The following is a 26,596-nucleotide window of genomic DNA, read 5'->3' as shown; positions in this document are numbered from 1 at the left end:
CTTTCCTGTTTGTCGTTTCCCGGCGCGGGCGATTGAGTGGCACTTTCCGCTTGCATTGCATTGGCGGGAAGTGCTCAGTTTTTTCCAGCTCTTCTCGTGCCACAGCTCTTCCTGCCTTGACAAGGGCAGGAGGCGGGACTGACAGGACCCTTTCGGATGACCTTTGATCAAGTCATAGTTCTGCTGTTGTTGCTGCTTGTCTTCATTGGCTTCTTCAAGGAATTCTATCCTCCTGAAGTGACCGCCCTTGGCGCGTCCGGCGCCCTGCTGGCGCTGGGCATCATCGACACCAGGGACTTTCTGTCGGTCTTCAGTTCCAGCGCCCCCATTACCATCGCCATGATGTTCATCATCTCTGCAGCGCTGGAGCGGACCGGGGTGCTGTCTTTACTGGGGGATCTGCTCAAGCGACAGGCCAAGGGGTCGCTTCTGCGGGCGCTGCTCATGATGATGATCGGCACCATCATCATTTCGGCTTTCATGAACAACACGCCGGTGGTCATCCTGCTGACGCCGGTGATGATTTCCGTTGCGACCAGCGTCGGGGTCTCGCCGTCGCGGTTTCTGATGCCGCTGTCCTATTCTGCCATTTTCGGTGGCACCCTGACGCTGGTGGGCACGTCGACCAACATCCTGATGAGCGGTATCGCCAAAGAGGCAGGCCAGCCGCCGCTCTCTATGTTCGAGATGACCCTGCCGGGGCTGGTCTTTGCCTTTGTCGGCATGGTCTATATGCTGTTTTTTGGTCGCTACCTCATTCCCGACCGGACGACCCTGTCGGGGCTGCTGGGGCATTCGGCCAAACGGCGGTTCATGGCGCGACTGCTCATCCCCTCCCGCTCACGCTACATCGGCAAGCATGTTGCCGAGCTGCCCTTCAACAAGACCCAGACGGCGGTGGTCGATGTCATTCGCGGCGAGCTGTCCTTGCGCGACGATCTGCGTCAGGTTGAACTGATGGCCGGTGACCGGGTTGTGGTGAAAACCGACACGGGCGAAATTCTTGGGTTGCGGGATGACGGGCAGGTGGCGTTTCAGGATTTCTCCGGTCAGGATCTGGAACCGGTGGCGGTCGGTCAGACGGTGCAGCTGGAAGCCAGCATCGGGCCGACCTCGTCGCTGCTTGGCAAGACGATCAGCTCGCTACGCTTGCGCCGCCGCTATGGGGTCTATCTGATGGCCGTGCATCGGCAGAACGAAAACATTACGGCGGGTGGAGACAGCCTGCGTCTGCAATTTGCCGATACCCTGCTGCTCGAAGGGCCGCCGGATGGCATTCAGCGCCTTGTCGAGGAGGCGGGAGTGGTCAACCTGACGGCGCCGACGACCAAGGCCATTCGTCGCGATAAGGCACCGCTTGCGGTTCTCACCATCCTTGTGGTGATGATCCTTGCGGCCTTTGATGTGATGCCGATTGCCGGGCTTGCGATCATCGGGGCGGTGTTTGTGATGATGACGCGCTGCATCGACCCTGAAGAGGCGTTCGATGCCATCGACTGGCGGATCCTGTTCCTGATCTTTGGCATGCTGGGCATGAGCATGGGGCTGGAACAGACCGGTGCAGCAAGGGTCATTGTCGAGACTGCCGTCGGACTGGTGGGGGACGCCGGACCTTATGTCATTCTGGCTATCGTCTATGTGCTGACGTCGACGCTGACCGAGATGATCAGCAACAACGCTGTGGCGGTGCTCATCGGCCCGATCGTGATCGGACTGGCGCAACAGCTGGGGCTTGATCCCCGGCCTTTCATCATCGCCGTGATGTTTGCCGCCTCGGCGAGCTTTGCCACGCCGATCGGCTATCAGACAAATACCTTCATCTATAGCGCTGGTGGCTATCGCTTCCGGGACTTCCTGCTGGTCGGCCTGCCGCTTAACGTGATGTTTGCTGCCCTGTCCATTGTCGTGATCCCCTTCTTCTTTCCCTTCTGACAGGTGGAAGGAATAAAAAAAAGGGGCGGCATAGCCGCCCCGTTCGTTGTTTTGGGGAGGAGAGGACGATGACTGGTCAAACGAACCGGTTGACCAGATTTTCCAGAATTTCCTGTCTGCCGGAGCGTGGCTGCGGGTTGATGTCTTCGTTGAGGACGCGCTCGGTGATGCTTTCAAGTGATCCCTTTGCGAGCATGTCCTTGTTGACATCCGTTTCCCAATCGGCATAGCGCTCGCTGAGGGCCTTTTCCAGTCCGCCATCTTCCAGCATGGCAGCTGCTGCCTTGAGGCCGCGGGCACAAATGTCCATGCCGCCGATGTGGGCTGCAACCAGATCTTCCGGATCCAGCGACTGACGGCGAACCTTGGCGTCAAAGTTGGTGCCGCCCGTTGTGAAGCCGCCGGACTTCAGGATGTGATAGTAGGCAAGGGCGACTTCCGGCGTGTTGTTGGGGAACTGGTCGGTGTCCCAGCCGGACTGATAGTCGTTGCGGTTCATGTCGATGGAGCCGAGCATGCCGTCGGCTGCGGCAACCGCGATTTCATGCTCGAAGCTGTGACCGGCGAGAATGGCGTGGCCCTGTTCGAGGTTCAGCTTGACTTCGCCTTCCAGCCCGTATTTGCGCAGGAAGCCGATGCAGGTGGCCGCATCGAAGTCATACTGATGCTTGGATGGTTCCTGTGGTTTCGGCTCAACCAGAATGGTGCCCTTGAAGCCGATCTTGTGCTTGTAGTCGACGACCATGTTGAGGAAGCGGCCCATATGGTCCAGCTCTTTCTTCAGGTCGGTGTTGAGCAGGGTTTCATAGCCTTCGCGGCCACCCCAGAGCACATAGTTCTGGCCACCCAGACGGAATGTTGCGTCCATGCAGCTCTTGACGGTCGCAGCGCTGTAGGCATAGACGTCCGGATCCGGGTTGGTGGACGCCCCCGACATGAAGCGGCGGTTGGAGAACATGTTGGCGGTGCCCCAGAGCAGCTTGGTCTCAGAGCTTTCCATCTTCTCTTCGAAATAGTCGACGATCTCGTTGAGGTTGGAAAGGCTCTCGGCGAAATTCCGGCCTTCCGGGCGGACATCGGCGTCATGGAAGCAGAAGAACGGTGCGCCGAGCAGGTCGAACAGTTCAAACGCCACGTCGGCCTTCAGCTTGGCCTTGGCCATTTCATCGCCGAACCAGGGGCGATCAAAGGTGCGTCCGCCGAACGGGTCGCCGCCTTCCCATGCGAAGCTGTGCCAGTAGGCGACGGCAAAGCGCAGATGATCCTTGAGGCTCTTGCCCATCACCATTTCATCGGGATTGTAGTGGTGGAAGGCAAGCGGGTTGTCGCTGTCCGGGCCTTCATATTTGATTTTGGACAGGGAGCCGAAAAAGTCCGTCATGATCAGAGTTCCTTCAGGGATGAGTAGGCGGCTGCGTAACGGGCATAGACAGGTTCAAAGCTGTCTTGCAGGGCCTTGTTTGGATAAAAGCTTTTTTCAATGGCTGGCATCTTGCACAGATCGGAAGGATTGCCCTTCGTTGCTGCTACAAGACCCATGCGTGCGGCGCCGAAGGCTCCGCCGAAATCACCGTCTTCGGGTCGGTCGATCTGCTTGTCCAGAATCGTGGCAAGCAGCGAGAGCCAGTAGTCCGAAGATGAGCCGCCCCCCACGGCGATGAGACGGCTGAGGTTGGTGCCTGCCGCTTCAAGGGCCCTTATGCCGTCCTTGAAAGCGTAGGAAATGCCTTCAAGGACGGCGCGGGTGAGGACAGCCCGGTCATCCGGGTGGGAGAGGCCGATAAAGGCACCGCGAATGCTGGCGTCGTTATGAGGCGTGCGCTCGCCACCTAGATAGGGAAAAAACATCGTCGAGCCCGGAGCTGTGATTTCGTCACCCAGTGCCCGGGTGAGCTCGGCGGCCTTGGAGCCGACCAGATTGGCGTACCAGTTGAGGGCATCGGTGGCTGCCAGAATGACAGCCATGTGGCACCAGTGGTTGGCGGTGGAATGGCAGAAGGTATGCACGGCGCTCTGGGGCAGCGGGCGATAGCTGTCGATGGCAGCATAGATGACGCCGCTGGTGCCCAGCGAGATGAAGGCGTCGCCTTCGCCGACAATGCCCGTGGCGATGGCCGAGGCGGCATTGTCGCCTGCGCCACCGGCAACAATCACGTCAGCGGAAAAGCCCCAGCGTTCAACTAGTTCCTTGCGGATGGTGCCGGTGCTTTCGGTGCTCTCAGCCAAGGCTGGCATGTGGGACAGGTCGAGCCCGGTGGCAGCAAGCAGGTCGGGGGACCATACCCGCTTGCCGACATCCAGCCAGGAGGTTCCGGCGCTGTCGGAATAGTCCGACACATGGTCACCGGTCAGCCAGAGACGGAGATAGTCCTTGGGCAGCAGAACCTTGCGGATTTTATCGAACAGTTCGGGCTTGTTGTTCCGCATCCAGGCAAGCTTTGGTGCCGTAAAGCCGGGGAAGACGATGTTGCCGGTCAGCTCGCGAAAGCCGGGGGTAGCATCGAGCCTTGCGGCTTCGGCGTGGCTGCGGGTGTCGTTCCACAGAATACAGGGGGCAACGGGATTGTCCGTTTCGTCCAGCATGGTGGCGCCGTGCATCTGGCCCGAAAGGCCAATGGCCTTCACCTGCCGGATGGCATCGGGGCGGGACGCGGCGAGTTCGTCAAACGCTGCTGCTGTTGCCAGAATCCAGCTCTGCGGATCCTGTTCGCTCCAGCCCGAAGCCGGTCGCGACACTGTCAGGGACTGGTTGGTCGAGGCGATGATCTGCTGATCTTCAGACATGATCAGCACCTTGACACCAGAGGTGCCCAGGTCGATTCCCAAATACATTTTTTTCCTCCCGCCCACGTGCCCGGTCATGTGAATTGATGATCGGGACTGAAGGGTTGTTTGTTACGGGAGATATTATTTTAGTTGGTAAATTAAATCAAGCCGGGCGTGTTCGAATCCACCGCTAAAGATGAAAGCGTCTTTTTGGGTATGCGCAAGCGGGGGCCGCTGGCGCTCAGGCCGGTGGCTGCAAGCGCTTCTGATGGCAGGGTCAGGTGGCGGTTTCGCTGTTGCCCATCTGGTCGATCGCAAGGCGGACGACTTCTTCCAGAGCATAGGCTGCCGCGCCCTTGGCCCACATCATGTCACCCCATTTGTGAATGCGGATCTCTGGCTCGTGGTGGCCTTTCTGGATGGTCGAGGAGCGAACCATTTCAAAGACATGCTGGGCGTAGAGATAGTCGAACTGCATCTGCTCGCCCGAAAGGATGACCATAGCCGGGTCGAACAGGTTGACCAGATTGGCAAGGCCCATCGAGAACATGCGGCTGGCGCGGTCGAAGATGGAGCGGGCCATCTGGTCGCCAGCTTTCGAGGCGGCAAACAGCTGGATGAGCTTTTCTTCCTCGGTGGTGCCATCTTCCCAGTGTTTGAAGAGATTGGCTTCGCGCAACAGGGCATAATCAGCCACATAGGCCTCCAGACAGCCACGCTGACCGCAGCGACAGAGGGCGCCTTCGGACTGAACCTTGGTGTGACCGAACTCGGCACCAAACCCTTGCGTGCCGCGGAAAACCTGGCCGTTCAGGACGATGCCGAGGCCAACGCCCTGTTCGATGGTGACCACCAGAAAGTCCGGAACATCGCGCCCGAAGCCGAACCAGAGTTCGGCGATAGCAACGGAGTTGGCGTCGTTCTCAACGAACACCGGCATTGGCAGGATCTCTTCCATCAAATGCTTGAGGTTGAATTCCTGATCCTTGAACAGCGGACACCAATCCACAAAGCCTTCTGTGGCCTGAATGGTGCCGGGCAGACCGATGCCGACTGCCGACAGGTCTTCCGGCTTCATGCCTGCTGAGGCCGAAACCTTCTCGATGACTTCGGGAATGATCCTGCACAGGGCGTCGCGGTCGATCGGCGGGCGGGGCATTGGCAGTTGCGCCTTGCCCAGCTGCTTGCCTTCGAGATTGAGGACAACGGCGCTGATGCTGCGACCCGTCAGCTTCATTCCCGCCACGACATGGGATTCGCCGCGCAGTTTCAGGTCCACTCTTGGGCGACCGCGTTTGGACTGGCCGGTGTCTGCGTCGCGCTGCACTTCCTCGATCAGGCCCGTGGCGATCAGCTCTGCCGTGATCGATGTCACCGTCGCCGGGCTCATGCCTGTGGCGTTGGCAATGTCGATTCGGGCCATCTGGAGATTGTTCCTGATGTGAGAAAAAACCAAATGGCGTCCCTGATTTCTCTGTTCCATTATCTGCGACGTCTTTTTGGGAAGATTTCTCATTGTTCTTACTTTGCTGGTTCTGCAGTGGCTTCTTCAGAGGCTTCGACTGGACTTGAGTCACATGGCCTTGACAGTGTCCTGGGGCGGCGTCCTTGGACGGCGTCCTGGCGACGAGATTGGCTTGACGGCGTTTGCGCGGGGGAAGCCAATGTCAGGCTATTTTGTTCAGTCGAAAAAATAATTGGCCTTGTTGTCGGGATAGTGCAAGAGTCTCGCAGGTTTCTGCAAGCGACTTGTTTCTTGTGGTCTGAAAATAACGGCATCCGGCGGCACGCGCCATCTGTTGTTGGCATAAAAACCCCCATTTTTCAGCTCGGGCGGTGGAAAACGGGAATAAAAGGGAGCGAAGGGAATGCGGCTTGTTCCCGTCGCGCTTATCGGGCTTTTGAGACCTGACTGTTCCTATTCCGGCGCTTTTGCCTATCCGGGTTTGCAAATCAACATTTTCTCCATATTGTTGTGTGGATTTTGACAGGGAAGAGCACAAGAAGGCCCCGCGCGTGTTTGCGTTCAATCCGGTTTGGGCTAACGTTTCTCCTCACATCCGTTGCCTCTCTGCGCGCCGCCGATCCGGCTGGCTGCGGCACATGCGGCAACCCTCAAGCCCGGCTGCCTGTCCAGCAAAATGCCGGGCAGAATGATAAAAAGAAAGCTCGCGTGAAATGCGTCGCCATTTGATGATCTCCAAACGGTTTGCTCCTCTGTTCTGGACGCAATTCCTGTCAGCCTTCAACGATAATTTTCTGCGCTATTCGCTGGCTTTCCTCATTCTGCTCCAGTTGCAGGGGGATGAGGCTGCATCTCTGGTCACGCTCGCCGGAGCCATCTTCATGTTGCCGTTTCTCATCCTGTCGGCGCTTGGGGGCGAGCTTGCCGACAAATATGACAAGGGTTGGCTGGCCGAACGCCTGAAGCTGTTTGAAATCGGTGCGGCGCTGGTCGCCGTTGTTGGCATCTTCCTCGCGTCGGTGCCTATTTCGATGCTGGCGCTGTTTCTGTTTGGCGTCATCTCGGCGCTGTTCGGACCGATCAAATATGGCATTCTGCCTGATCTCATGGGACGGCGCGATCTGCCTGCGGCCAACGCCTGGGTTGAGGGAGCGACCTTCATCGCCATTCTCGGCGGCACGATTGCCGCCGGGTTTGTTGCCGAAGACGGGATTGATGCGCGGGTGTTTGCACCGGTGATGCTGGTGTTGTCGATCGGCTGCTGGCTGGTCAGCCGCCAGATTCCGCGCACCGGTTTCCGCAATGCCGATCTGCGGGTGTCCGCCAATATCTTTGCCTCCACGGTGCGGCAAGTGAAGGATCTGCATGCTGACAAGCGCCTGTGGCGTTCGGCGATGTTCATTTCGTGGTTCTGGCTGATGGGGGCGGTGCTGACGGCGCTTGTTCCTAGCTTTGTTGACCAGATCATGGGCGGCAGCCCGCTCGTCGTGACGATCTACATGGTCGATTTTGCGGTCTGCGTTGCCATCGGTTCGGCAGTTGCCGCCTGGCTCTGTTCCGGCCGTGTCGTGCTGCTGCCTGCGCCTTTCGGTGCGGCGCTGATGGCCTTTTTCTGCATGCAGCTCTCCTGGGTGCTGACCCAGATCGAGACGCCCATTGTTGCAGATAATGTGTTTGACTTCTTCACCCACACTGCGGCCATCCGGGTGGCCATTGATTTGGGCGGGCTGGCTATCTCGGGGGCGCTGTTGGTGGTGCCGAGCTTTACGGCGCTGCAGAGCTGGGCGCGGCGCGATCACCGGGCCCGTGTCGTTGCGGCAACTAATATTATCAATGCCGGGTTCATCTTTGCCTCGGGTGTCGCCATCGCCGCCTTTCAGGCGACCGGGCTCAGTGCGTCGCATGTGCTGACGACCCTTGCTGTGGCCAACATTGTCGTCGCCTGGCTGATGGTCCGTTACATGCCGACCAACCCGCTCTGGGATCTGGTCAACATCCTGTTTCGCACCTTCTCGCGGCTGGAGGTCGAAGGGCGGGAGAATCTCGACAAGGCGGGCAAGTCGCCGATTCTGGCCTTCAACCACGTGAGTTTTCTGGACGGGCCATTGGCAATGGCCATCACCGAGGAGGAGCCGATTTTTGCCATTGATGCGAAGACGGCAGAATCCTGGTGGATGCATCCCTTCATGCGTTTCTTCAAGTATCTGGTGCTGGAGCCATCCCAGCCAATTGCGACCGAAGCTGTGGTTGATGCCCTGCAAAGTGGCAACTCCCTTGTGATCTTTCCCGAGGGGCGCGTTTCGGCGACCGGCGGGTTGATGAAGGTCTATGACGTGGCTGCCATGGCGGCCGAGATGACCGGCTCCAAGGTGGTGCCCATTCGTATCGAGGGGCTGGAACGCAGCTATTCGACAGCCATTGAGCCGGGCAATGTTCGCCGCCAGTTCTTTCCCAAGGTGAAGGTGACAATTCTTGAGCCGGTGGAGCTTGATGTGCCGCCGAGTTTCAAGGGGCGCAAGCGCCGCATGGCGGCTGGTGCATCCTTGCAGCGGGTCATGTCTGAGCTGGTTCTGCGTACCACCAATGTGGACATGACGGTGCTGGAGAATGTCATCAAGGTGGCCCATGGCGTGGGGATGCGGCGCGTGACCCTTGAGGATCCGTTTGCTGGCAAGATGACTTACGGTCGCCTGCTGACGGCCGCCCGCGTGCTCGGGGCGCATTTTGCTCGCGATTTTGCCGATGAGGAAAGGATCGGCGTGCTGCTGCCCAACGCCAACGGCACGGCTGCGGTGATCCTTGGTCTGATGTCTGCCGGCAAGGTGCCGGCGATGCTCAATTTCTCGACGGGCGTGGCCAACATGATCTCGTCCTGCCGCACGGCACAGCTCAAGAAGGTGCTGACCTCGCGGTCCTTCATCGAGCAGGGTAAGCTCGAAGAGATGGTCGAGAAGCTCTCAGAGCATGTGGAGATCGTCTGGGTTGATGATCTCAAGGAAAAGACGGGATGGCGGGAGAAGCTGTCGGGGCTGGTCAACCGGTCGCGTCCGCTGGTCAGCCGTCGGGCCGACGACCCCGCCTTCATTCTCTTTACATCCGGATCGGAGGGGTTGCCCAAGGGCGTGGTGCTGACGCATCGGAACCTCTTGGCCAATATTGCGCAGGCCGCCGCCGCGATCGACTTCAACATGGGGGACGTGGCCTTCAATGTGCTGCCGATGTTCCATTGCTTCGGCTTGACGGTCGGCACGATCCTGCCGCTGATCCACGCGATCCCGGTTTATCTCTATCCCTCGCCGCTGCATTACCGGGTTATTCCCGAGCTGGTCTATGGCACCAACGCGACGCTGTTCTTCGGCACAGATACCTTCCTCAACGGCTATGCCCGGACGGCCCATCCGTTCGATTTCCGCAGCGTGCGCTATTGCATTTCCGGAGCCGAGGCTGTCAAGGCTCCGACCCGGGAGCTGTTCATGCAGCGCTTCGGGGTACGGCTGCTCGAAGGTTATGGCGTGACAGAAACCGCGCCGGTGATTGCCGTCAACACGCCCATCTTCAACAAGGTGGGCACCGTCGGCAAGGCCCTGCCCGGAGTGAAGACCAAGCTCGGTCCGGTGCCGGGGCTCAAGGAAGGCGGGCGCCTGCTGATCAAGGGCGACAATGTCATGTCCGGGTATCTGAGCGCGGACAATCCCGGTGAACTCATTCCGCCGCCGGACGGCTGGCACGACACGGGCGACATTGTCACGATCGACGAAGAGGGCTTCATCAAGATCATCGGACGGGCAAAGCGCTTTGCCGATATCGCTGGCGAGAAGGTCTCACTTGCTGCTGTCGAGGTGGTGGCGTTCGATCTGTGGCCGGACTTCCTGTCGGCTGCGGCGCGGCTGCCTGATGCGAAAAAGGGCGAGCGGATCGTTCTGGTCACCAACAATCCGGATGCCGACCTGTCGACATTTGCCCGCTTTGCCAAGGGGCGGGGGGAGGCCGACATTCTGGTTCCCGCCGAGCTGATCATCGGCGAGGTGCCGGTGCTGGCCACCGGCAAGGTCGATCTGGCCTCGGTGCAGAAATGGGTCGAGGAGATCAAGGGCGAAAAGTGCCACTGAGCTTGCTGCAATCACGGGCTCGGGGCTGGAGCCTCGCTGTCTCGCTTCAAAGCGGTGGGAAAAGAGAATGCAATTCCGGTTCATTTTGTTCTGGCGCAATATCCCTGTGGTGAACTCTGATAAGCTTCCGGCGATTTATCCATGGCGCGTTGCCTGAAGCGTTTCAGGACTTTCCAGCGTCTGCTTCTGTTAAAGGAACTCACTTATGTCTGTTGAGCAATTTGGTGTAATGCCTGATGGCACCCCGGTCCAGCGTGCGACCATTTCGGGGGGCGGTCTGACTGCGAAGGTTCTTTCCTATGGCACGGTCCTTCAGGACCTGCGACTTGAAGGCCATGACAAGGCGTTGGTGCTGGGCTTCGACAAGTTCGAGGACTATCTGACCTATGGCTCCCATTTCGGGGCAACGGCAGGGCGCGTGGGCAACCGCATCCGCGATGGCCATCTGGAACTGGACGGCAAGACCTATCAGCTGGACACCAACTTCCTTGGCAAGCACACCCTGCATGGTGGCAAGAAGGGCATGGGCGTTCAGAACTGGGCCTTCGACAGGGTGGAAGACAACGCCGTGCACATGTCCATCACGTTGCCGGATGGCGAAATGGGCTTTCCGGGCAATCTAACCATCAAGATTGTCTATTCGCTGCTCGAAGGCGGTGTGCTGGACATGATGATGACCGCCGAAACCGACGCCACCACCCTGTGCAACCTTGCCCACCACAGCTATTTCAACCTTGATGGCGATCCGACCATTCTGGACCATATGCTGCAGGTGGATGCCGATCACTATCTGGAAATCACTGACGAACTCATCCCGACCGGCAAGCTTTTGCCAGTGGAAGGTACAAGCCTTGATTTCCGCACCACCAAGCGCGTTGGCGACGCCACCAGCGTCAAGGCCGTGGACAACAATTTCTGTCTCAAGGATTCCGGTGGTGCGCTGCGCCGCGTGGCAACCCTTTCCAGTCCGAAATCGGGCATCAGCATGGATGTCGCCACGACCGAGCCGGGCGTTCAGGGGTATGACGGGGTCAACATGAAACCGAACACGCCGAACCTTGATGGGGTCATCAAGGGGCAGTTCGGCGGCTTCTGCCTTGAACCGCAGATCTGGCCGGATGCCATTCACCATCCTAATTTCCCGTCTGCCATCCTGCGGCCGGGCGAAACCTACTCCCAGCACACCCAGTATATTTTCAAAAAGGGCTGAGGCCGGGCCCTGTTTCCTCATGGGCCATGAGGAGCAGTTAAGACGATAATAAAGAACCGTGCGAGAGGAGGCTCTTGCACGGTTTTTCTTTTGGCTGCCTGATGGGAGGTGAGATCAGGCGGCTGCGACCTTTTCGAGGAAGTCGTCGATGATGTCGCGCATGTCGCTTGCCACGGTTGCCACGGTGGCGGACGCGGCTTGAACCGCGTCGGCGGAGCTTCTTGTCTCTTCGGTCGAGGAGGCGACTTCGGAGATATTCTGCACGATTTCTCGCGTGCCTTCCGCAGCCTGCTGGATGTTGACCGAGATCTCGTTGGTCGAGGCATTCTGCTGGTGCACGGCAGCGCTGATCGCCGTGGTGTATTCGCTGATTTCGTTCATCTTGGCAGCGATGGAGCGGATGGCTGCCACGGAATCGCCGGTGGAGGCCTGAATGGTCTGGACGCGGGCGGCGATGTCTTCGGTGGCCTTGCCGGTCTGGGCGGCCAGTTCCTTGACCTCGGCGGCAACAACCGCAAAGCCCCTGCCAGCCTCGCCAGCGCGCGCGGCCTCAATGGTGGCATTGAGCGCCAACAGGTTGGTCTGTTCTGAAATGTCCTTGATGAGGGATACGACCTCGCCGATCTTCTCTGCGGCTGAGGCGAGCCCAGCCACCTTGCGATCGGTTTCCCTTGCCTCATCGGAGGCGGTGACCACCAGATCGTTGGTCCGGGTGACCTGCTGGCCGATTTCGGCAATCGACGACGTCATCTCGGTGCTGGCTGCGGCCATCATCTGGACATTCTCGGCTGAGTGGCTGGAGGCCTGATTGACGGAATGGGCGCGATCGGAGGTGGCCGCAGAGATATGATTAAGCGAGGCGGCAGACTGTTGCATGCGTTCTGCGCTGTTGGAGACCGTGTGCAGCGACTCCTGAATGCGGGTGCGGAAGTCATGCAGCAGGGTGTCGATGGCTTGCTGGCGGTTCCGTTGCTCGGCCAAGTGCCGCTGTGCTTCCTTCTCCAGCTTGTGCCGTTCGATGGCATTTTCCTTGAAAGTACCGATCGCCTTGCTCATGGCGCCAATTTCGTCGGAGCGATGTGCGTCGGTGGCCTCGACGCTGAGATCGTTCTGGGCGAGGCGATGCATTGCCGATGCCAGGCGCTGCAGCGGCGTGGTCAGAAGCTTTCTCAGAGCGATCACCAACAGCAGGATCGTCAGAAGAAAGAAGACAATCTTTGATCCCATGCTCATCAGCGAAGCTTCCTGCCGTGTTTCGGCAATAGCCTGTTTTGAGGCATTGAGCTCGGCGGTGTAGCGGACGGTTTCTGCGGCCACCTTGTCCTTTTCGCTCTGGCTCGCCTGTATGAGCTCTGCGTGTTCCTTTTCGGTCTGCTTGTCCATCTCCTTGATGAGCGCATCGGACTTTTGCAGAAGGGCGATCAGCTCGCTGCTGTCGACGGCCACCTCCAGCACGCCACGGATCGGCTCGCTGGCATCATGGCAGCTTTGGCAGTCCTCGCTATTCTTCAAGATGAAATAGGAGTAGGTGACCGGGATCTCCTTGCCGTCTTCATTCGTCAGTCTGGAATCAAAGCTTTCCTTGTTTGACGCGGTGGAAAGCGCCTTCTCGAAGGTTGCCCGGCGTTCCTGAGGCAATGCGACCGGTGGCTCGAGATTTCTGGAGGCAAAGACCTCGGCATCAACGAAGCTGTTGACTGCCTCGATGGTCACATTGTCCCTGAAGGCAAGATTGCCATCGGTACGCCAGAGATTGATGGCGGCAATCTGCTTGTCCGCCAGCAGGGATTCGATCTGGTCCTGAGCGCTGGAAGCCTCACCGGCCATCATTGCATTGCTGACGAGGGAAGCGACCGAAAGCGAGATGCCCTGTCGTGTGCCTTCAAGATAGGCCTGCTTCTGTTGGCTGGCTGCTGCCAGTTCGCTCTTGGCCTGCGTGTGGCCGAGCGTCTGGGTCTTTTCTCTGGAATCAAGAAGACCACTGAGCAGATGCTCGATTTGGGCATCTTTCTGCTCCACGACGGCGTGCATCTGATCGGTCAGGGCTTCCGTCCGGTCATACATGCGACTGCTGATCGACTGGGTCAGAATCGTATCTGCGACAAAAGCCAATGCAACCAGCGCAAAAACTGCCGCTACAATTTTCGCGCTCAAGGATTTCAGGTGGTTAAACATTCAACTTGTCTCCAGATTGGTCTTCTTTGTTGTTCATTGTCACTCTGGCGTATTGGCGCTCTGGCCATCTTTTGATTGGTGTTCAATTTAAATATTCAATATCTAATTTTGGATTAATTCTATATTTTCCGGTGAAGATGTTATGGAGATGAGTGAATAGTATTTATTATACTAAAGTCGTTTCTATCGGCGTTGTGCTTTTGGTGCCAAATTGTAGTTGGTTGTCCAATAAAATCTCACTATCTTGCAACGTGGATAGAATTTTCTTCTTGAGGCGGATTGCGGCAAAAACAGTCCAAATTCGCAGTTTTGAATGCGTAAAATTTCCGCACTCCATTGAGGGGATTTGATTCATTTCAAATTCATTTTCATCTGACCCATTTTGCTGTGTTACCTCTTCAGGGTTGCTTTGGTGATGTTTTACTTCTTTGGGTGGATATTAGGCCGCAGGGCATGCGGTGGACTTCCTGTTGATGGGAGTAAACTGGCGGGCGAAGGGGCAACGCGCTGCGGTCCGGTGGGGGAGGCGCGCTCGATGCAGGGCATATCCCTCACTATTCCGGCATATTCAGATGCGGGGGGACTGGCTCCGAAGCGACTTTGGTCTATAAGGATGGAAAACCAATCAACGCGAGGTGTTACGGTATGGCTGTAGTCGATCTGAATTCCGACATGGGTGAAAGCTTTGGGGCTTATGAAATTGGCGATGATGCGTCGATGCTGTCCATCGTCAGCTCGGCCAATGTGGCTTGCGGGTTCCACGGCGGCGATGCGCTGGTGATGCATGAAACCCTGCGGTTGGCCAAGGAAAATGGCGTTGGTATTGGTGCGCATCCGGGTTTCAATGATTTGTGGGGTTTCGGTCGCCGCCCGATCCTTGGCGACCGACCGGCGGATATCGAAAAGCAGATGATCTATCAGATCGGTGCGATCCAAGGCATGGCAACCGCGCTCGGCATGCGCGTTGGTCATTTCAAGGCGCATGGCGCACTGAACAACATGGCTGCGGTGGATTTCGATCTGGCGATGGCCACGGTGCGGGCGGTCAAGGCCGTTGATCCCGAGATGATCTATGTTGCTCTGCCGGGCAGCGAGATGGAAAAGGCTGCCGAAAAGCTCGGCCTGCGCGTCGCGCGCGAGATTTTTGCCGACCGGGCGTATGAAGATGATGGCATGCTGGTTTCCCGCAAGAAGCCGGGCGCCATGATCGAGGATGCGGATGAGGCTGCCCGCCGCATGGTGGATTTTGTCACATCGGGCGAAATCGAGAGCATTAATGGCAAGCGGATTCCTGTTGCCATCGATACCATCTGCGTGCATGGCGACAGCCCCAAGGCGGTTTCCACCGCGAGCAAGGTGAAGAAGGCTCTCGAAGAGGCCGGTGTTGCCATCAAGCCGATGGCGCAGACCATGGGAGCCAAATAATGGCCGTTTCGTTTCTGCCGAGCGGTGACAGGGGCCTGACGGTCCAGTTCGGCTTCGATATCGACCGTGGGCTCAGTCGCCAGATCATGGCACTCCGGGCGGCGGTGGATGATGCCGCCATTGCCGGTGTCATCGAGACGGTGCCGACCTACAGGTCTTTGCTGGTGCATTATGATCCGGTCGAGATCCGTCAGGCAGCGCTCATCGAGCGGCTGAAGCCGCTGCTTGCCAATCTCGACGGAGACGACAAGGGGCACGCAACACGGTGGCATCTGCCGATCTGTTTCGAAGGCGACTGTTCCCCTGATCTCGACTTCGTTGCCGATTTCGCCTCTCTGTCGCGAGACGAGGTCAAGACCGTGATGACGGGGACGGAGCATTTTGTCTATATGCTCGGCTTCGCGCCCGGCATGCCCTATATGGGTGATCTGCCCGCCGCGCTCAATATTCCGCGACGCAGCTCTCCGGTGCAGGGCATCCCGAAGGGATCCGTGCTTGTGGCCACCGGCCTCACCGTCATCTATCCGGCGGTCAACCCGTCCGGCTGGCATGTTGTCGGCCGTTGCCCGGTGCCGCTGTTCGATCTTGGCAAGGCTGATCCGGTGCTGCTGTCGCCGGGAGATCGGGTTTGCTTCCGGGAAGTCTCTCTTGCGGACTATGAAGCGATTGCCGAGCGGGTCGAGCAGGGTGATCCTGTTGTGGAAGGGGAGCCGATCTGATGATGCCAGCACTGGAAGTGATTGAACCGGGCCTGATGACGACCATTCAGGACCTCGGACGCTTTGGGCATCAGGCGCAGGGGGTGCCCTCCTCCGGGGCGCTTGATGCGGGCAATCTGCGTCTTGCCAACGCGCTCGTGCATAATGCCGAAGGGCTGGGGGCGCTTGAGATGCGCATCCTCGGGCCAACCTTCAAGGTGACGGCCGGAACGGTGCGCATCGCCCTGACGGGGACAGAGGGTGGGATCGAGATTTCCGGCGGCCCCGTTGCCTTTGTGCCGGCCTATCGGTCGGTGGTGCTCAAGGCGGGGCAAAGCTTTCGCATCGGTCGCATGTCCGATAGTGCGGTCTGTTATCTGGCCGTCGAAGGGGGCTTTGATCTGCCGATGATCTACGGCAGCCAGTCGACCTATGTGTCGGGGCGCTTTGGTGGCTTTGAAGGGCGCACCCTGCAGCGTGGTGACTTGCTGCCGCTGTGTCTGGAAGAGGCTAGCGACAAGCCGGTCGCGCTTTGCTCCGAGCCGCTTCTCTACCAGCAATCCGGTCCGATCCGGGTCGTTCCGGGGCCACAGGATGACTATTTTGATGAAGCGGCGCTCAGGGCTTTCCAGTCGCAGGTTTATCACATCTCTGCCGAATCCAACCGCATGGGGTTGCGTCTGCTCGGGGAGCCGATTGCCCATGCGAAAGGGGCGGATATTAACTCCGACGGCATTGTGACTGGGTCCATTCAGGTGCCCGGCAGCGGCTTGCCGATCATCCTTCTGGCGGATCATCAGACAACGGGCGGCTATCCGAAGATTGCAACCGTTGCCAGCGCCGACCTTGCCCGACTTGGTCGCATGGTGCCCGGAACCCCCTTGCAGTTCCGCATGGTGTCGGTTGAGGAGGCGGAAACCGCTGCGATTGCGCTGGAGACTCACCTGCGGTCACTGATCGAGACGCTGGTCATGCCGTCTGACGAGCAGGAATTGTTAGACCATTTGCTGATGAGCAAGTCACTGATCAGTGGACCAATTGTTGATTAAGGATGACTGATTGTCGCAGTCTGTGGTTGCAAATCCTAAAACTTGCCTCCTTTGACTGCGACTCTTTGGCGCGGCAACTGATATGCCAGTGTTGGAATAAATGGGCGATCCGCCTGTTATGCCAGTGAATGCTGCTGGCTGGCGGATCGCTCCTATTGCTCGTCCGTGGCAAAATAACCCGGATGCTCTTCGCGGATGCGCGGGATGATGAGCAGGATCTCGCCCAGATGCTTGTTGATCTCGGCGGATGCCTGCGCGGTGTTCCTGGATTCAATCGCCGACAGAATGCGCTTGTGAGCGGCAAAGGCCGTGTCGATGGCAAAGGTCAGGGACAGGAAGCGTACCCGGTCCATGTGGGCCTTGTTGTCCTTGATCAACTGCCAGGCGAAATCGACGCCACAGCGATCGCAGATCTCCTTGTGGAACTGATCGTCAAGCGCATGGAACAGTTCAGCATCCCGTGCAACGACCGTTTTCCTTTGTTGTTCAATGAGATCGCGTAGGGCTTCAAGGTCCTCGTTCTGCAGCTTTTCGCAGGCGGTGATCACCGTCTTGGTCTCCAGAGCGCAGCGTATGAAGCGCGCCTGCTCGACGGATTTTTTCGAGATGAGCGAGACCGTCGTGGCGACCTGAGGGCGCATCGACAGAAAACCCAGCTTGGATAGACGATAGAAGGCGTCCCTAACCGGCTGTCGCGAGACACCGAGGGCCTTGGCTACGTCTGCTTCTGAAACCTTGGCCCCAGGTTCAAGCTCAAGTGTCAGGATCTGCCTGTGCAGTTCGTTGAACACCGAGTCTGCGACCGACAGACGGTTGAGTGGGGACAGGACTGTATCAATTGTTGTTCTAGGCATATTTCGCTCCGTGCACCGGATATTACTGGCATATCAGTTTACAGGCAAGGAAAACTGGTATATTAGTTTACCAGTGAGCAGAGATTTCCCCTGAAGGAAACACTGAGGAGGCACATCATGTTGGATCCCGACAGACTTTTTCCCATTGAAGACAAAACTCGTGCGATTGCCCGCTCTCTTTATGAGGGTGTGAAGTCCATGCCGATCGTCAGCCCGCACGGTCACACCGATCCGAGCTGGTTCGCCAAGAACGAGCGATTCCCTAATCCGGCCCAATTGTTCATCACGCCGGACCATTATGTTTTCCGCATGCTGTGCTCTCAGGGGATCCGTCTGGAAGACGTAGGCGTGCCGCGCATCGATGGCGGCTGGACCGAGACGGACGGGCGCAAGATCTGGCGCATCCTTGCCAAGAACACCCATCTGCTGCGGGCGACGCCATCGCGCATGTGGCTTGGCCATGCGTTCGAGGATGTGTTCGGCTGGACCGAATGGCTGAATGAGGACAATGCCGATCGGGCCTATGACCACATCGCCGAATGCCTGGAGAAGCCGGAGTTCCTGCCGCGGGCCCTTTATGAGCGCTTCAATATCGAGGTGCTGGCGACGACGGAATCGCCGCTTGATGACCTCAAATGGCATCGCGCGATCAAGGAAAGCGGCTGGAAAGGGCGCGTGGTAACCGCCTATCGCCCCGATCCTGTGGTTGATCCGCACTACAAGGGTTTCCGGGACAATATAGAGAAATTCGGCGAAATCGCCGGAGTGGATGCGACAACATGGCAGGGGTATCTTGAAGCCCACCGCATTCGTCGTGCATACTTCAAGGAATTCGGAGCAACGTCTTCGGATCATGGTCATTTGACCGCGCGTACGGAAAACATGTCGCAAGAGGATGCGGCAGCGCTTTTCCAGAAAGCTTTGAAGGGAGAGTGCTCGGTCGAGGAAGCCGATGCTTTCCGTGGTCAGATGCTGACCGAAATGGCTCGCATGAGCCTGGAAGATGGTTTGGTGTTGCAGATACACCCAGGTAGTAACCGCAACCATTCCAATCCTGTCTTCGAGAAATTCGGACTGGACAAGGGCTTCGATATCCCGACCCGGACCGACTATGTGCATGCCCTCAAGCCGCTGCTGGATGCGGTTGGCATGGAGAAGGATCTCCGGATCATTCTCTTCACGCTGGATGAGACAAGCTATGCACGTGAGCTGGCGCCGTTGGCTGGCGTCTACCCGGCACTCCGCCTCGGGCCGGCATGGTGGTTCCATGACAGCCCCGAAGGGATGCGCCGGTTCAGGGAGATGACGACAGAAACCGCCGGCTTCTACAACACGGTCGGTTTCAATGACGACACAAGAGCATTCTGTTCAATTCCGGCACGACACGATGTGGCGCGTCGGGTGGACTGTGCATTCCTCGCCACACTGGTTGCAACTGGGCGGCTCGGTGAGGACGAGGCTACTGAGGTCGCTGCTGACCTCACCTATCGGCTTGTGAAGCAGGCCTATCAGCTCTGAGAAGAGCTACTTCATGGAGGAACAAACTAATGCTTAAGACTTTGACCACTGCTTTGGTTGCCAGTGTCGCAATGATCGCTACGGCTTCGGCTTGCGAGATCACCCTCAAGTCTTCCGATACCCATCCCGATGGATATCCGACTGTCGAGGCTGTCAAATACATGGGCGATCTGTTGAAAGAGCGTACTGATGGCCGCATCTGTGTTGAAGTTTTCCATTCTGCTCAGCTGGGGGAGGAAAAAGACACGATTGAGCAGACCAAATTTGGTGTTATCGATCTGAACCGCGTTTCCACCGGTCCGTTCAACAACATCGTTGAAGAAACCAAAGTGGTTTCCTTGCCTTACATCTTCAAGAGCGTTGATCACATGCATCGCGTCGTTGATGGCCCGATCGGCGACGATATCCTGAAGGGCTTCGAGCCGGAAGGCTTCATCGGCCTGACCTATTACGATGGTGGCGCTCGCAGCTTCTACAACAAGGTCAAACCGATCAAGAGCATGGATGACCTGAAGGGCATGAAGATCCGCGTCATGCAGTCCGACATCTTTGTCGACATGATGACCGCTCTTGGCGCAAACGCAACGCCGCTGCCTTATGGCGAGGTCTACTCTTCCATCCAGACCGGCGTGATCGACGGTGCGGAAAACAACTGGCCGTCCTTTGAATCGTCTGGCCACTATGAAGTTGCTGGCAACTACACTCTCGATCAGCATCTGATCGTGCCTGAAGTTCTGGTGATGTCCAAGGTTTCCTGGGACAAGCTGAGCCCGGAAGATCAGGCCCTGGTCAAACAGGCTGCCAAAGACTCCACGCCGAAAATGCGTGAGCTCTGGGCCGCCCGCGAAAAAGTCTCCGAAGAAAAAGTCCGTGCAGCCGGTGTGAACATTATCACCGACATCGACAAGGCTCCCTTCATGGCTGCCATGGATGCCGTTTACGAAAAGCATGTCACCTCTGACAAGCTCAAAGACCTCGTAAAACGCATTCGCGCTACCGACTAATTCTTGTTAGCGGCTCATGGCGCGCTGCGCCATGAGCTGTTCATACGGAGAATAACGTGCAAAACCATCTAAAATCTGTAGCTGGCGTTATGGGCGTCTTGTGCAATCTGGCACTCTGGTTGGCGAGTTTGGGACTGGTCATGATGACCGCCTTCACTGCCGCACAGGTGTTCGTGCGCTATGTTATGAATAGCTCCATCGTCTGGAGTGAACCTGTGTCCATCGTGCTGATGGCATGGTTCATTTTTCTTGGCGCGGCCGTGGGTATCCGGGAAGGCAACCATCTCAGCTTCGATGTGTTGCTGATCTTTGTTCCCGAAACGGTAAAAACCATCTGTTACACGCTATCCGACCTCGTCGTGATCGCATTCGGCTTCGGCATGGTCTGGTATGGCGGCGAGTTGATGAACTCCGGCTGGCACATCAAGATCCCGACGCTGGGTCTCCCCCGTGCGATCGATTACATGCCGCTTGTCATGGGCGGTGTTCTGGTCGTTCTCTTTTCGCTAGAGCGCCTTGCGCGCCGTGCTGCAGGTCTTCCGACTGCTCGCTTCGGCGAAACAACGATTGAGGAGTAGTTGGATGGAAACCTGGATTCTGTTTGGTTCTTTCTCGGTGCTGCTGCTCATCGGCACACCGGTTGCATTCTGTCTCGGCGTCGCGTCCTTTGCGACCATTCTTTACCTCGGCATTCCCCCGGTCGTGGTTTTCCAGCGTCTGACAGCCGGTGTCTCCGTGCTGGCGCTGATGGCAATTCCCTTCTTCATCTTTGCCGGTGAAATCATGGTGCGCGGCGATATTGCGCGAAGGTTGGTGGATCTGGCTGGCGGTATGGTTGGTCACATACGGGGTGGCCTGGGACAGGTCAACATTCTGGCGTCGGTGATGTTCGGCGGTATTTCCGGTTCTGCTGCGGCAGACGCCACGGCTATCGGCGGCATCATGGTGCCGCAGATGAAAAAGCGCGGCTACGACGTTTCCTATGGCGTGAACGTGACTGTTCTTGCGGCTTTGATTGCCCTGATGCTTCCCCCGTCCCACAACCTGATCATCTATTCGATCTCGGCGGGTGGAAAGCTGTCCATCGCCGATCTGTTCACCGCGGGCATCCTGCCGGGTCTGCTGCTGGCACTTGGGCTGATGATCACGGCCTATTTCGTTGCCAAGAAAAAGGGCTACCCGACCGAGCCATTCGCTGGCTGGCGTGCTCTTGGTCGCATGTTCATCAATGCCTTCCCGGGCATCCTGCTGATCGGCATCATCTTTGGCGGCGTCCGGTCCGGTATCTTCACAGCTTCGGAGAGCTCCTGCATCGCTGCAGTCTATGCCGTTCTGGTCACCGTGTTTGCCTATCGGACGATGAATTTCAAGGAATTCGTCGAAACCTGCAAATCGGCCGTTCGCACGACAGCCATGGTTCTGCTCGTGATCGGCTGTGCCGCAGCGTTCGGCTGGCTTCTGGCGTATTTGCGCATTCCTACACAACTGGTCGAGATGCTCAAGAATATCTCGGATAATCCGTTGGTCATCCTGTTGCTGATCAACCTGTTGCTGCTGATGCTCGGTACGTTCATGGACATGTCGCCGTTGATCGTCATCACCACGCCGATCTTCCTGCCGGTTGCGACAGCCTTCGGTGTCGATCCGATCCACTTCGGCGTGATCCTGATCCTCAACCTGGGTATCGGCCTTTGCACGCCGCCAGTGGGTACGGTTCTGTTCGTTGGCTGTGCAGTGGGCAAGATCCCCGTGTGGGACGTCATCCGGACCATCTGGCCATTCTATGGCGCCGCTTTCGTGGTGCTCATGCTGGTGACCTATGTTCCATTTCTTTCTCTCTGGCTGCCAAGCCTGTTTCACTAGGAGAGTTCAATGCATGTAAAGTCGTTTCCCATTGTCGGTGAAGACACGGCTACCCCAAGGCAGGTTCTTGCGGATAGTCCCGAACTGATGGTGGTGGCTTTCACGTTCAAGGAGGAGGGGGCCGAAGGCGCCCTCCACAACCACCCTCATGTCCAGTCGACATTCGTGAAAGAAGGTCGCTTCCGCTTCACGATCGGGGAAGACAGCTTCGAGGTTGGTCCCGGCGACAGCTTCGTCATCCCTTCCAATGCCATTCACGGGTGTGTCTGTCTTGAGCCCGGCATGCTGATCGATTGTTTCACGCCTCGTCGTGACGACTTTCTCTGACCAAGTCTTCCCTCCTGCAAAGCCCGTTTTGCGATGGCACAGAGTGCCGGAGGGCAACCCCTGAGACCGCCAAGGGTCGGCGCTGTCCCGGTGCCGCAGCTTGAAAACAAGGAATATTTGCAATGCTTACAGTGAAAACAGTTCACGCTGTGAATGCAGACCACACAAAGAGCATGGATACCAAGGCTCTGCGTGAGAATTTTCTGTCCGAAGGTCTTTTCGCAGAAGGCGAAATCCGCCTGACCTACACCCATTACGATCGCTTCATTGTTGGCGGTGCCGTGCCAAATGGCGGCTATCTCGTTCTTGATGAAGTCAAGGAGTGCGGCACACCCAGCATTCTGGATCGTCGCGAAATGGGGATCGTCAACATCGGCGCATCGGGTTCTGTTTCCTGCGCCGGCATCGACTATGCTCTTGACCATGGCGATGTGCTCTATCTGCCAAAGGGATCGGGCGCTGTAACCTTTGCCGGTCAGGGTCGTTTCTACATCACCTCTGCTCCGGCTCACAAGGAACTGCCTGCCCGGCTGATCAAGATCGAGAATGCCAAAAGTGTACATATGGGCGCTGCCGAAACCTCCAATGAGCGAACGATCTATCAGTTCATTCATCCGCTGGTGATGGAATCCTGCCAGCTGGTGCTTGGCTACACCAAGCTGCACGCCGGGTCGGTCTGGAACACCATGCCAGCCCATGTGCATGATCGTCGCATGGAAGCCTATTGCTATTTCGACATGGCGCCGCAGACCCGTGTCATGCACTTTATGGGTGAGCCGGACGAGACCCGCCATCTGGTGGTCAAGAACGAGGAAGTGGTTGTCTCCCCGCCGTGGTCCATCCATGCCGGGGCTGGCGTTGGCAGCTACACCTTCATCTGGGCGATGGCCGGTGACAATGTCGACTATACCGACATGGATTTTGTCGCCATGGAAGACCTGCGCTAAGGCGCTTTGGATTGAGGAACGGGGCGGGCCGGATTTCGGCCCGCTTCCTCAAACAGGGAAAGCGGCTACGGGTGGAACTGATGTGCCTGCTTTCCTTGTTTGAGATCTCCAATACCCGCTGATCTTTGGACCTATCCGCCTGAGGATGGTCGAGCGGGTTGGAAATAGAAATTTTTCAGAAGGTTATGCGTCTGCCGCGAGGACCAGGAAGGCGCAGTGTTACAGAAAATCGAGACCGGCTTCTTCCCTGTTCTTGGCGCTACTTTGGCGTCAGGAAGAGCTTGTTGCGGCCTCGATAGGCCCGGCAGCTGCTAGAATGGCTGCGCTTTTGTTCGCTTAAGGAGTGGAACATGAAAGAAGGCTGGCGCTGGTATGGCTCGTTTGATCGCATTTCTCTGTCCGAGATTGCGCAGACCGGGGCGCGGGAAATCGTTACGGCACTTTATGAGATTCCCTACGGTGAAGTCTGGCCTCGAGAAACCATTGCCAAGATGCGCCAGAGCATCGAACTGGCTGGTTTCAATTGGCCGATCGTAGAGAGTCTGCCCATTCACGAGCGGATCAAGAAGGGCGAGGGCGATCTGTCGACGCTTTTCGCCAACTACCGGCAATCCATGGCCAATCTTGCAGCCGAGGGTGTCAAGGTCATCTGCTATAATTTCATGCCGCTTCTGGACTGGACGCGTACTGACCTTCGGGCTCCCGTTGACGGCGGCGGCACATGCTTGCGATTCGATGCTGCGCGCATGGCGGCGCTTGAGGTTTTCATGCTTGAGCGCGAAGGCGCCGAGGCCGACTATTGCGACGATGCGCTCGAGCGGGGTCGGGTCTGGTTCCGGCTGTCCGACGAGGCCAAGCGGGACCGGTTGATGGCTTCGGTCATGGCCGGGTTGCCGGGGGCCTATGATCGCTACAACATCAAACAGCTCAAGGAAGCCCTCAAGGGCTATGAAGGTATCGACCGGGAAACCCTGCGGGCAAACTACAAGCGCTTTCTGGATGAAGTCATTCCCGCTGCCGAAGAGCTTGGCCTCAGTTTTGCCGTGCATCCGGATGACCCGCCACGTGACATTCTCGGGCTGCCGCGCATTGTTTCCACCGAGGAAGACATTGCGTGGGTGCTTTCGGCGCATGAAAGCCGGGCCAACGGGCTGACCCTTTGCTCGGGATCGCTCGGTGCCCATCCGGACAATGACATTCCGGCGATTGCACGGCGTTTTGCCGACAAGATCCATTTTGCCCATCTGCGCAATGTCAGGAAATTTGCCGACGGCTCCTTCGAGGAAGCCACGCATCTGGGAGGCGACACCGATATGGCTCTGCTTGTCGCCACGCTCCTTGATGAAGAAAAGCGGCGTCAGGAAGAAGGCAGAGCCGATGCCGAAATCGTATTCCGGCCTGATCATGGTCACGAAATGCTCGACGATGATCGCCGCGACACCCATCCGGGCTATCCGCTGATCGGGCGGATGCGCGGTTTGGCCGAGCTTCGCGGACTGATGGCTGGTATTCACCATGAAAGGGCCAATGCATGACCTCTACAACACCCATCATTCTCAATCCTGCCGATACCATTGCCATTCTACCGGCCGGCGCCAAGGCCGGCGATGACCCGCTTGGCCTTGGTGCGCCGCTGAAGGGCAATGTTTTTGCCGGGCACAAGATAGCACGCAAGGACCACAAGAAGGGCGAGGAAGTCATCAAGTTCGGTGAAGTGATTGGGCGAGCGACGCAGGACATTATTGCAGGTGAGCATGTGCATTCGCACAATCTGGCATTCTCCGATCATGGTCAGGACTATCAGATCGGCTGTGATCTGGAAAAGGCAACCGCCGCCATCCCGTCGATGGAAGGGCGCGAGTTCATGGGGTTCCGCCGCAAGAATGGTGAAGTCGGTACCCGCAACTATATTGCCCTGCTGGCAACCGTGAACTGTTCGGCAACGGTCATCCGGCATGCAAGCCAGGAGATTCTGGCGTCCGGCGTTCTCGATCAGTATGAGAATGTTGATGGCGTTGTCGGGCTTGCCCATAGCACCGGCTGCGGCATGAGTGGCACCAAGAGCATCGAGGTGCTCGAGCGGACCCTCTGGGGCTATGCGACCCACCCGAATGTCGGGGCAACGATCTTCGTCGGCCTTGGCTGCGAAGTGATGCAGATTGGCCGCATGAAAGATCGCTTTGACGCCGACAAGCAGCAGAATCTTGAACATTTTCACAGCCTCGCCATTCAGGAAGTCGGCGGCACCCGCAAGACCATCGATGCCATCAAGGCCAAGGTGCTGGAGCTGCTGCCCGAGGTGAACAAGGCCTATCGCGAGCCTTGTTCCGCAAGCAAGCTGAAGATCGCGCTGCAGTGCGGCGGCTCTGACGGCTTTTCCGGCATTACCGCCAACCCGGCGCTTGGCAAGACGGCGGACATGCTGGCCGGTCTTGGGGCCAGTGCCATCCTGTCCGAAACGCCAGAGATCTATGGTGCCGAGCAGTTGCTGCTGCGCCGCGCGGCCAGCAAGGAAGTCGGCGACAAGCTGGTATCCCAGATCAAGTGGTGGGAGCATTATGTCGAGGTCAACGAAGGCAGCCTCGATAACAACCCCAGCCCGGGCAACAAGGCAGGTGGTTTGACGACCATTCTGGAAAAATCCCTCGGCGCAACCGCCAAGTCCGGTTCGACGCCGCTGACCGCCGTGTTTGACTATGCCGAGAAGATCGACAAGCCGGGCTTTGTCTATATGGACACCCCGGGCTACGACCCGGCCTGCGCTGCCGGGCAGATTGCCGGTGGGGCGCACATGATCGTCTTTACCACCGGGCGCGGTTCGGCCATCGGCTCCAAGCCATCGCCGACCATCAAGGTGGCCACCAACGACCATCTGTTTGAATCCATGCCGGACGACATGGACATCAACTGCGGCGATGTTCTGTCGAAGGGCATCAGCCTTGAAAACAAGGGCGCCGAGATCCTTGATTACATCATTGAGGTCGCCTCGGGCAAGAAGACCAAATCCGAGCTTCTGGGGCTTGGTGAATATGAATTCGTGCCATGGCAGATCGGCGCGGTGATGTAGACCATCCGTCATCGTGCTTTTTGCCGGGACATACGAACAACTGAGAGAGGAAACTACGCAATGCAACGCGTTAATGAGAGCAATCTTGGCGGGCGGGCCCGTCCGACCGAGCGCATCATCCAGTTTGGTGAAGGCAACTTCCTCAGGGCCTTCATGGACTGGAAGATCGACCGCATGAACGAAGACT

General features: G+C 57.8%; 19 protein-coding genes. 14 read left to right on the top strand and 5 right to left on the bottom strand.

All coding sequences use genetic code 11. The features are described 5' to 3' along the window. Positions 1 to 156 precede the first annotated feature (156 nt). Positions 157 to 1,932 (top strand): SLC13 family permease, encoded by a 1,776-nt coding sequence (locus DSL70_RS18275; protein WP_119309425.1) that lies wholly within the window; start codon positions 157 to 159, stop codon positions 1,930 to 1,932. 76 nt (positions 1,933 to 2,008) lie between these two features. On the opposite strand, the gene xylA is transcribed toward DSL70_RS18275, so the two are convergent. The 3 genes from xylA to DSL70_RS18260 all read right to left on the bottom strand — a co-directional run bounded on the left by xylA (position 2,009) and on the right by DSL70_RS18260 (position 6,121). Further along, complete coding sequence (gene xylA / locus DSL70_RS18270) at positions 2,009 to 3,316, bottom strand: xylose isomerase (protein WP_119309424.1); 1,308 nt, start codon at positions 3,314 to 3,316, stop codon at positions 2,009 to 2,011. Next, positions 3,316 to 4,764, bottom strand: coding sequence for a xylulokinase (gene xylB, locus DSL70_RS18265; protein WP_119309423.1), 1,449 nt, complete (start codon positions 4,762 to 4,764; stop codon positions 3,316 to 3,318). The genes xylA and xylB overlap by 1 nt, the downstream gene beginning before the upstream one ends. A gap of 211 nt (positions 4,765 to 4,975) precedes the next feature. Next, positions 4,976 to 6,121, bottom strand: coding sequence for an ROK family transcriptional regulator (locus DSL70_RS18260; RefSeq protein ID WP_205563334.1), 1,146 nt, complete (start codon positions 6,119 to 6,121; stop codon positions 4,976 to 4,978). Positions 6,122 to 6,876: 755 nt separating this feature from the next. On the opposite strand from DSL70_RS18260, the gene DSL70_RS18255 reads away from it, so the two are divergent. Together DSL70_RS18255 and DSL70_RS18250 are read left to right on the top strand one after the other, a co-directional pair. Further along, the gene (locus DSL70_RS18255; RefSeq protein WP_119309421.1) at positions 6,877 to 10,272 is read left to right on the top strand and encodes an acyl-[ACP]--phospholipid O-acyltransferase; all 3,396 of its coding nucleotides are present in this window, start codon (positions 6,877 to 6,879) and stop codon (positions 10,270 to 10,272) included. A 205-nt stretch (positions 10,273 to 10,477) separates the two neighbouring features. Further along, positions 10,478 to 11,482, top strand: a complete 1,005-nt coding sequence (locus tag DSL70_RS18250) for an aldose epimerase family protein (protein ID WP_119309420.1) — start codon at positions 10,478 to 10,480, stop codon at positions 11,480 to 11,482. Between the two features lie 114 nt (positions 11,483 to 11,596). On the opposite strand, the gene DSL70_RS18245 is transcribed toward DSL70_RS18250, so the two are convergent. After that, entirely contained in the window at positions 11,597 to 13,657 is a 2,061-nt protein-coding gene (locus DSL70_RS18245; protein WP_119309419.1) for a methyl-accepting chemotaxis protein, read from the bottom strand. Positions 13,658 to 14,302: 645 nt separating this feature from the next. On the opposite strand from DSL70_RS18245, the gene DSL70_RS18235 reads away from it, so the two are divergent. The 3 genes from DSL70_RS18235 to DSL70_RS18225 are packed head-to-tail and all read left to right on the top strand — an operon-like array spanning position 14,303 to position 16,829. Continuing rightward, complete coding sequence (locus DSL70_RS18235) at positions 14,303 to 15,082, top strand: LamB/YcsF family protein (RefSeq protein ID WP_119309417.1); 780 nt, start codon at positions 14,303 to 14,305, stop codon at positions 15,080 to 15,082. Then, positions 15,082 to 15,801 carry a 5-oxoprolinase subunit B family protein gene (locus DSL70_RS18230; protein ID WP_119309416.1) on the top strand — a complete coding sequence of 240 codons (720 nt, stop codon included), beginning with the start codon at positions 15,082 to 15,084 and terminating at the stop codon, positions 15,799 to 15,801. Before DSL70_RS18235 ends, DSL70_RS18230 begins: the two co-directional genes overlap by 1 nt. Beyond that, positions 15,801 to 16,829: a 5-oxoprolinase subunit C family protein gene (locus DSL70_RS18225; RefSeq protein ID WP_119309415.1), complete on the top strand. Its 1,029-nt coding sequence runs from the start codon at positions 15,801 to 15,803 to the stop codon at positions 16,827 to 16,829. Before DSL70_RS18230 ends, DSL70_RS18225 begins: the two co-directional genes overlap by 1 nt. A gap of 152 nt (positions 16,830 to 16,981) precedes the next feature. Here DSL70_RS18225 and DSL70_RS18220 read toward each other — a convergent pair whose 3' ends face one another. Continuing rightward, positions 16,982 to 17,683: a GntR family transcriptional regulator gene (locus DSL70_RS18220; RefSeq protein ID WP_119309414.1), complete on the bottom strand. Its 702-nt coding sequence runs from the start codon at positions 17,681 to 17,683 to the stop codon at positions 16,982 to 16,984. 117 nt (positions 17,684 to 17,800) lie between these two features. On the opposite strand from DSL70_RS18220, the gene uxaC reads away from it, so the two are divergent. The 8 genes from uxaC to DSL70_RS18180 all read left to right on the top strand — a co-directional run bounded on the left by uxaC (position 17,801) and on the right by DSL70_RS18180 (position 26,409). Next, entirely contained in the window at positions 17,801 to 19,201 is a 1,401-nt protein-coding gene (gene uxaC / locus DSL70_RS18215; protein WP_119309413.1) for a glucuronate isomerase, read from the top strand. A gap of 29 nt (positions 19,202 to 19,230) precedes the next feature. Continuing rightward, positions 19,231 to 20,205 (top strand): TRAP transporter substrate-binding protein, encoded by a 975-nt coding sequence (locus tag DSL70_RS18210; RefSeq protein ID WP_119309412.1) that lies wholly within the window; start codon positions 19,231 to 19,233, stop codon positions 20,203 to 20,205. A gap of 56 nt (positions 20,206 to 20,261) precedes the next feature. Then, positions 20,262 to 20,783, top strand: coding sequence for a TRAP transporter small permease (locus DSL70_RS18205; protein ID WP_162916893.1), 522 nt, complete (start codon positions 20,262 to 20,264; stop codon positions 20,781 to 20,783). A 4-nt stretch (positions 20,784 to 20,787) separates the two neighbouring features. Continuing rightward, entirely contained in the window at positions 20,788 to 22,068 is a 1,281-nt protein-coding gene (locus tag DSL70_RS18200) for a TRAP transporter large permease (protein WP_119309410.1), read from the top strand. A 9-nt stretch (positions 22,069 to 22,077) separates the two neighbouring features. Next, a complete protein-coding gene (locus DSL70_RS18195; protein WP_119309409.1) occupies positions 22,078 to 22,395 on the top strand; it encodes a cupin domain-containing protein in 318 nt (105 codons plus the stop codon). Between the two features lie 122 nt (positions 22,396 to 22,517). Continuing rightward, positions 22,518 to 23,342 (top strand): 5-dehydro-4-deoxy-D-glucuronate isomerase, encoded by an 825-nt coding sequence (gene kduI, locus DSL70_RS18190; protein WP_119309408.1) that lies wholly within the window; start codon positions 22,518 to 22,520, stop codon positions 23,340 to 23,342. Between the two features lie 350 nt (positions 23,343 to 23,692). After that, on the top strand, positions 23,693 to 24,877 hold the full coding sequence (gene uxuA, locus DSL70_RS18185) for a mannonate dehydratase (protein WP_119309407.1): 1,185 nt from the start codon (positions 23,693 to 23,695) through the stop codon (positions 24,875 to 24,877). Then, a complete protein-coding gene (locus tag DSL70_RS18180; RefSeq protein ID WP_119309406.1) occupies positions 24,874 to 26,409 on the top strand; it encodes a UxaA family hydrolase in 1,536 nt (511 codons plus the stop codon). The genes uxuA and DSL70_RS18180 overlap by 4 nt, the downstream gene beginning before the upstream one ends. Positions 26,410 to 26,596: the final 187 nt, after the last annotated feature.

The organism is Cohaesibacter haloalkalitolerans, assembly GCF_003574655.1.
Lineage (GTDB): Bacteria > Pseudomonadota > Alphaproteobacteria > Rhizobiales > Cohaesibacteraceae > Cohaesibacter > Cohaesibacter haloalkalitolerans.
This window is presented reverse-complemented; position numbering and strand designations above follow the sequence as displayed.

Coding starts and splice junctions, on each gene's coding strand:
- uxuA (WP_119309407.1), top strand. CDS start 23,693: ATGAAAGAAGGCTGGCGCTGGTATGGCTCGTTTGATCGCATTTCTCTG.
- kduI (WP_119309408.1), top strand. CDS start 22,518: ATGCTTACAGTGAAAACAGTTCACGCTGTGAATGCAGACCACACAAAG.
- uxaC (WP_119309413.1), top strand. CDS start 17,801: ATGTTGGATCCCGACAGACTTTTTCCCATTGAAGACAAAACTCGTGCG.
- DSL70_RS18255 (WP_119309421.1), top strand. CDS start 6,877: ATGCGTCGCCATTTGATGATCTCCAAACGGTTTGCTCCTCTGTTCTGG.
- DSL70_RS18195 (WP_119309409.1), top strand. CDS start 22,078: ATGCATGTAAAGTCGTTTCCCATTGTCGGTGAAGACACGGCTACCCCA.
- DSL70_RS18200 (WP_119309410.1), top strand. CDS start 20,788: ATGGAAACCTGGATTCTGTTTGGTTCTTTCTCGGTGCTGCTGCTCATC.
- xylB (WP_119309423.1), bottom strand. CDS start 4,764: ATGTATTTGGGAATCGACCTGGGCACCTCTGGTGTCAAGGTGCTGATC.
- DSL70_RS18180 (WP_119309406.1), top strand. CDS start 24,874: ATGACCTCTACAACACCCATCATTCTCAATCCTGCCGATACCATTGCC.
- DSL70_RS18225 (WP_119309415.1), top strand. CDS start 15,801: ATGATGCCAGCACTGGAAGTGATTGAACCGGGCCTGATGACGACCATT.
- DSL70_RS18220 (WP_119309414.1), bottom strand. CDS start 17,683: ATGCCTAGAACAACAATTGATACAGTCCTGTCCCCACTCAACCGTCTG.
- DSL70_RS18275 (WP_119309425.1), top strand. CDS start 157: ATGACCTTTGATCAAGTCATAGTTCTGCTGTTGTTGCTGCTTGTCTTC.
- DSL70_RS18235 (WP_119309417.1), top strand. CDS start 14,303: ATGGCTGTAGTCGATCTGAATTCCGACATGGGTGAAAGCTTTGGGGCT.
- DSL70_RS18260 (WP_205563334.1), bottom strand. CDS start 6,121: ATGGCCCGAATCGACATTGCCAACGCCACAGGCATGAGCCCGGCGACG.
- DSL70_RS18245 (WP_119309419.1), bottom strand. CDS start 13,657: ATGTTTAACCACCTGAAATCCTTGAGCGCGAAAATTGTAGCGGCAGTT.
- DSL70_RS18250 (WP_119309420.1), top strand. CDS start 10,478: ATGTCTGTTGAGCAATTTGGTGTAATGCCTGATGGCACCCCGGTCCAG.
- DSL70_RS18210 (WP_119309412.1), top strand. CDS start 19,231: ATGCTTAAGACTTTGACCACTGCTTTGGTTGCCAGTGTCGCAATGATC.
- DSL70_RS18230 (WP_119309416.1), top strand. CDS start 15,082: ATGGCCGTTTCGTTTCTGCCGAGCGGTGACAGGGGCCTGACGGTCCAG.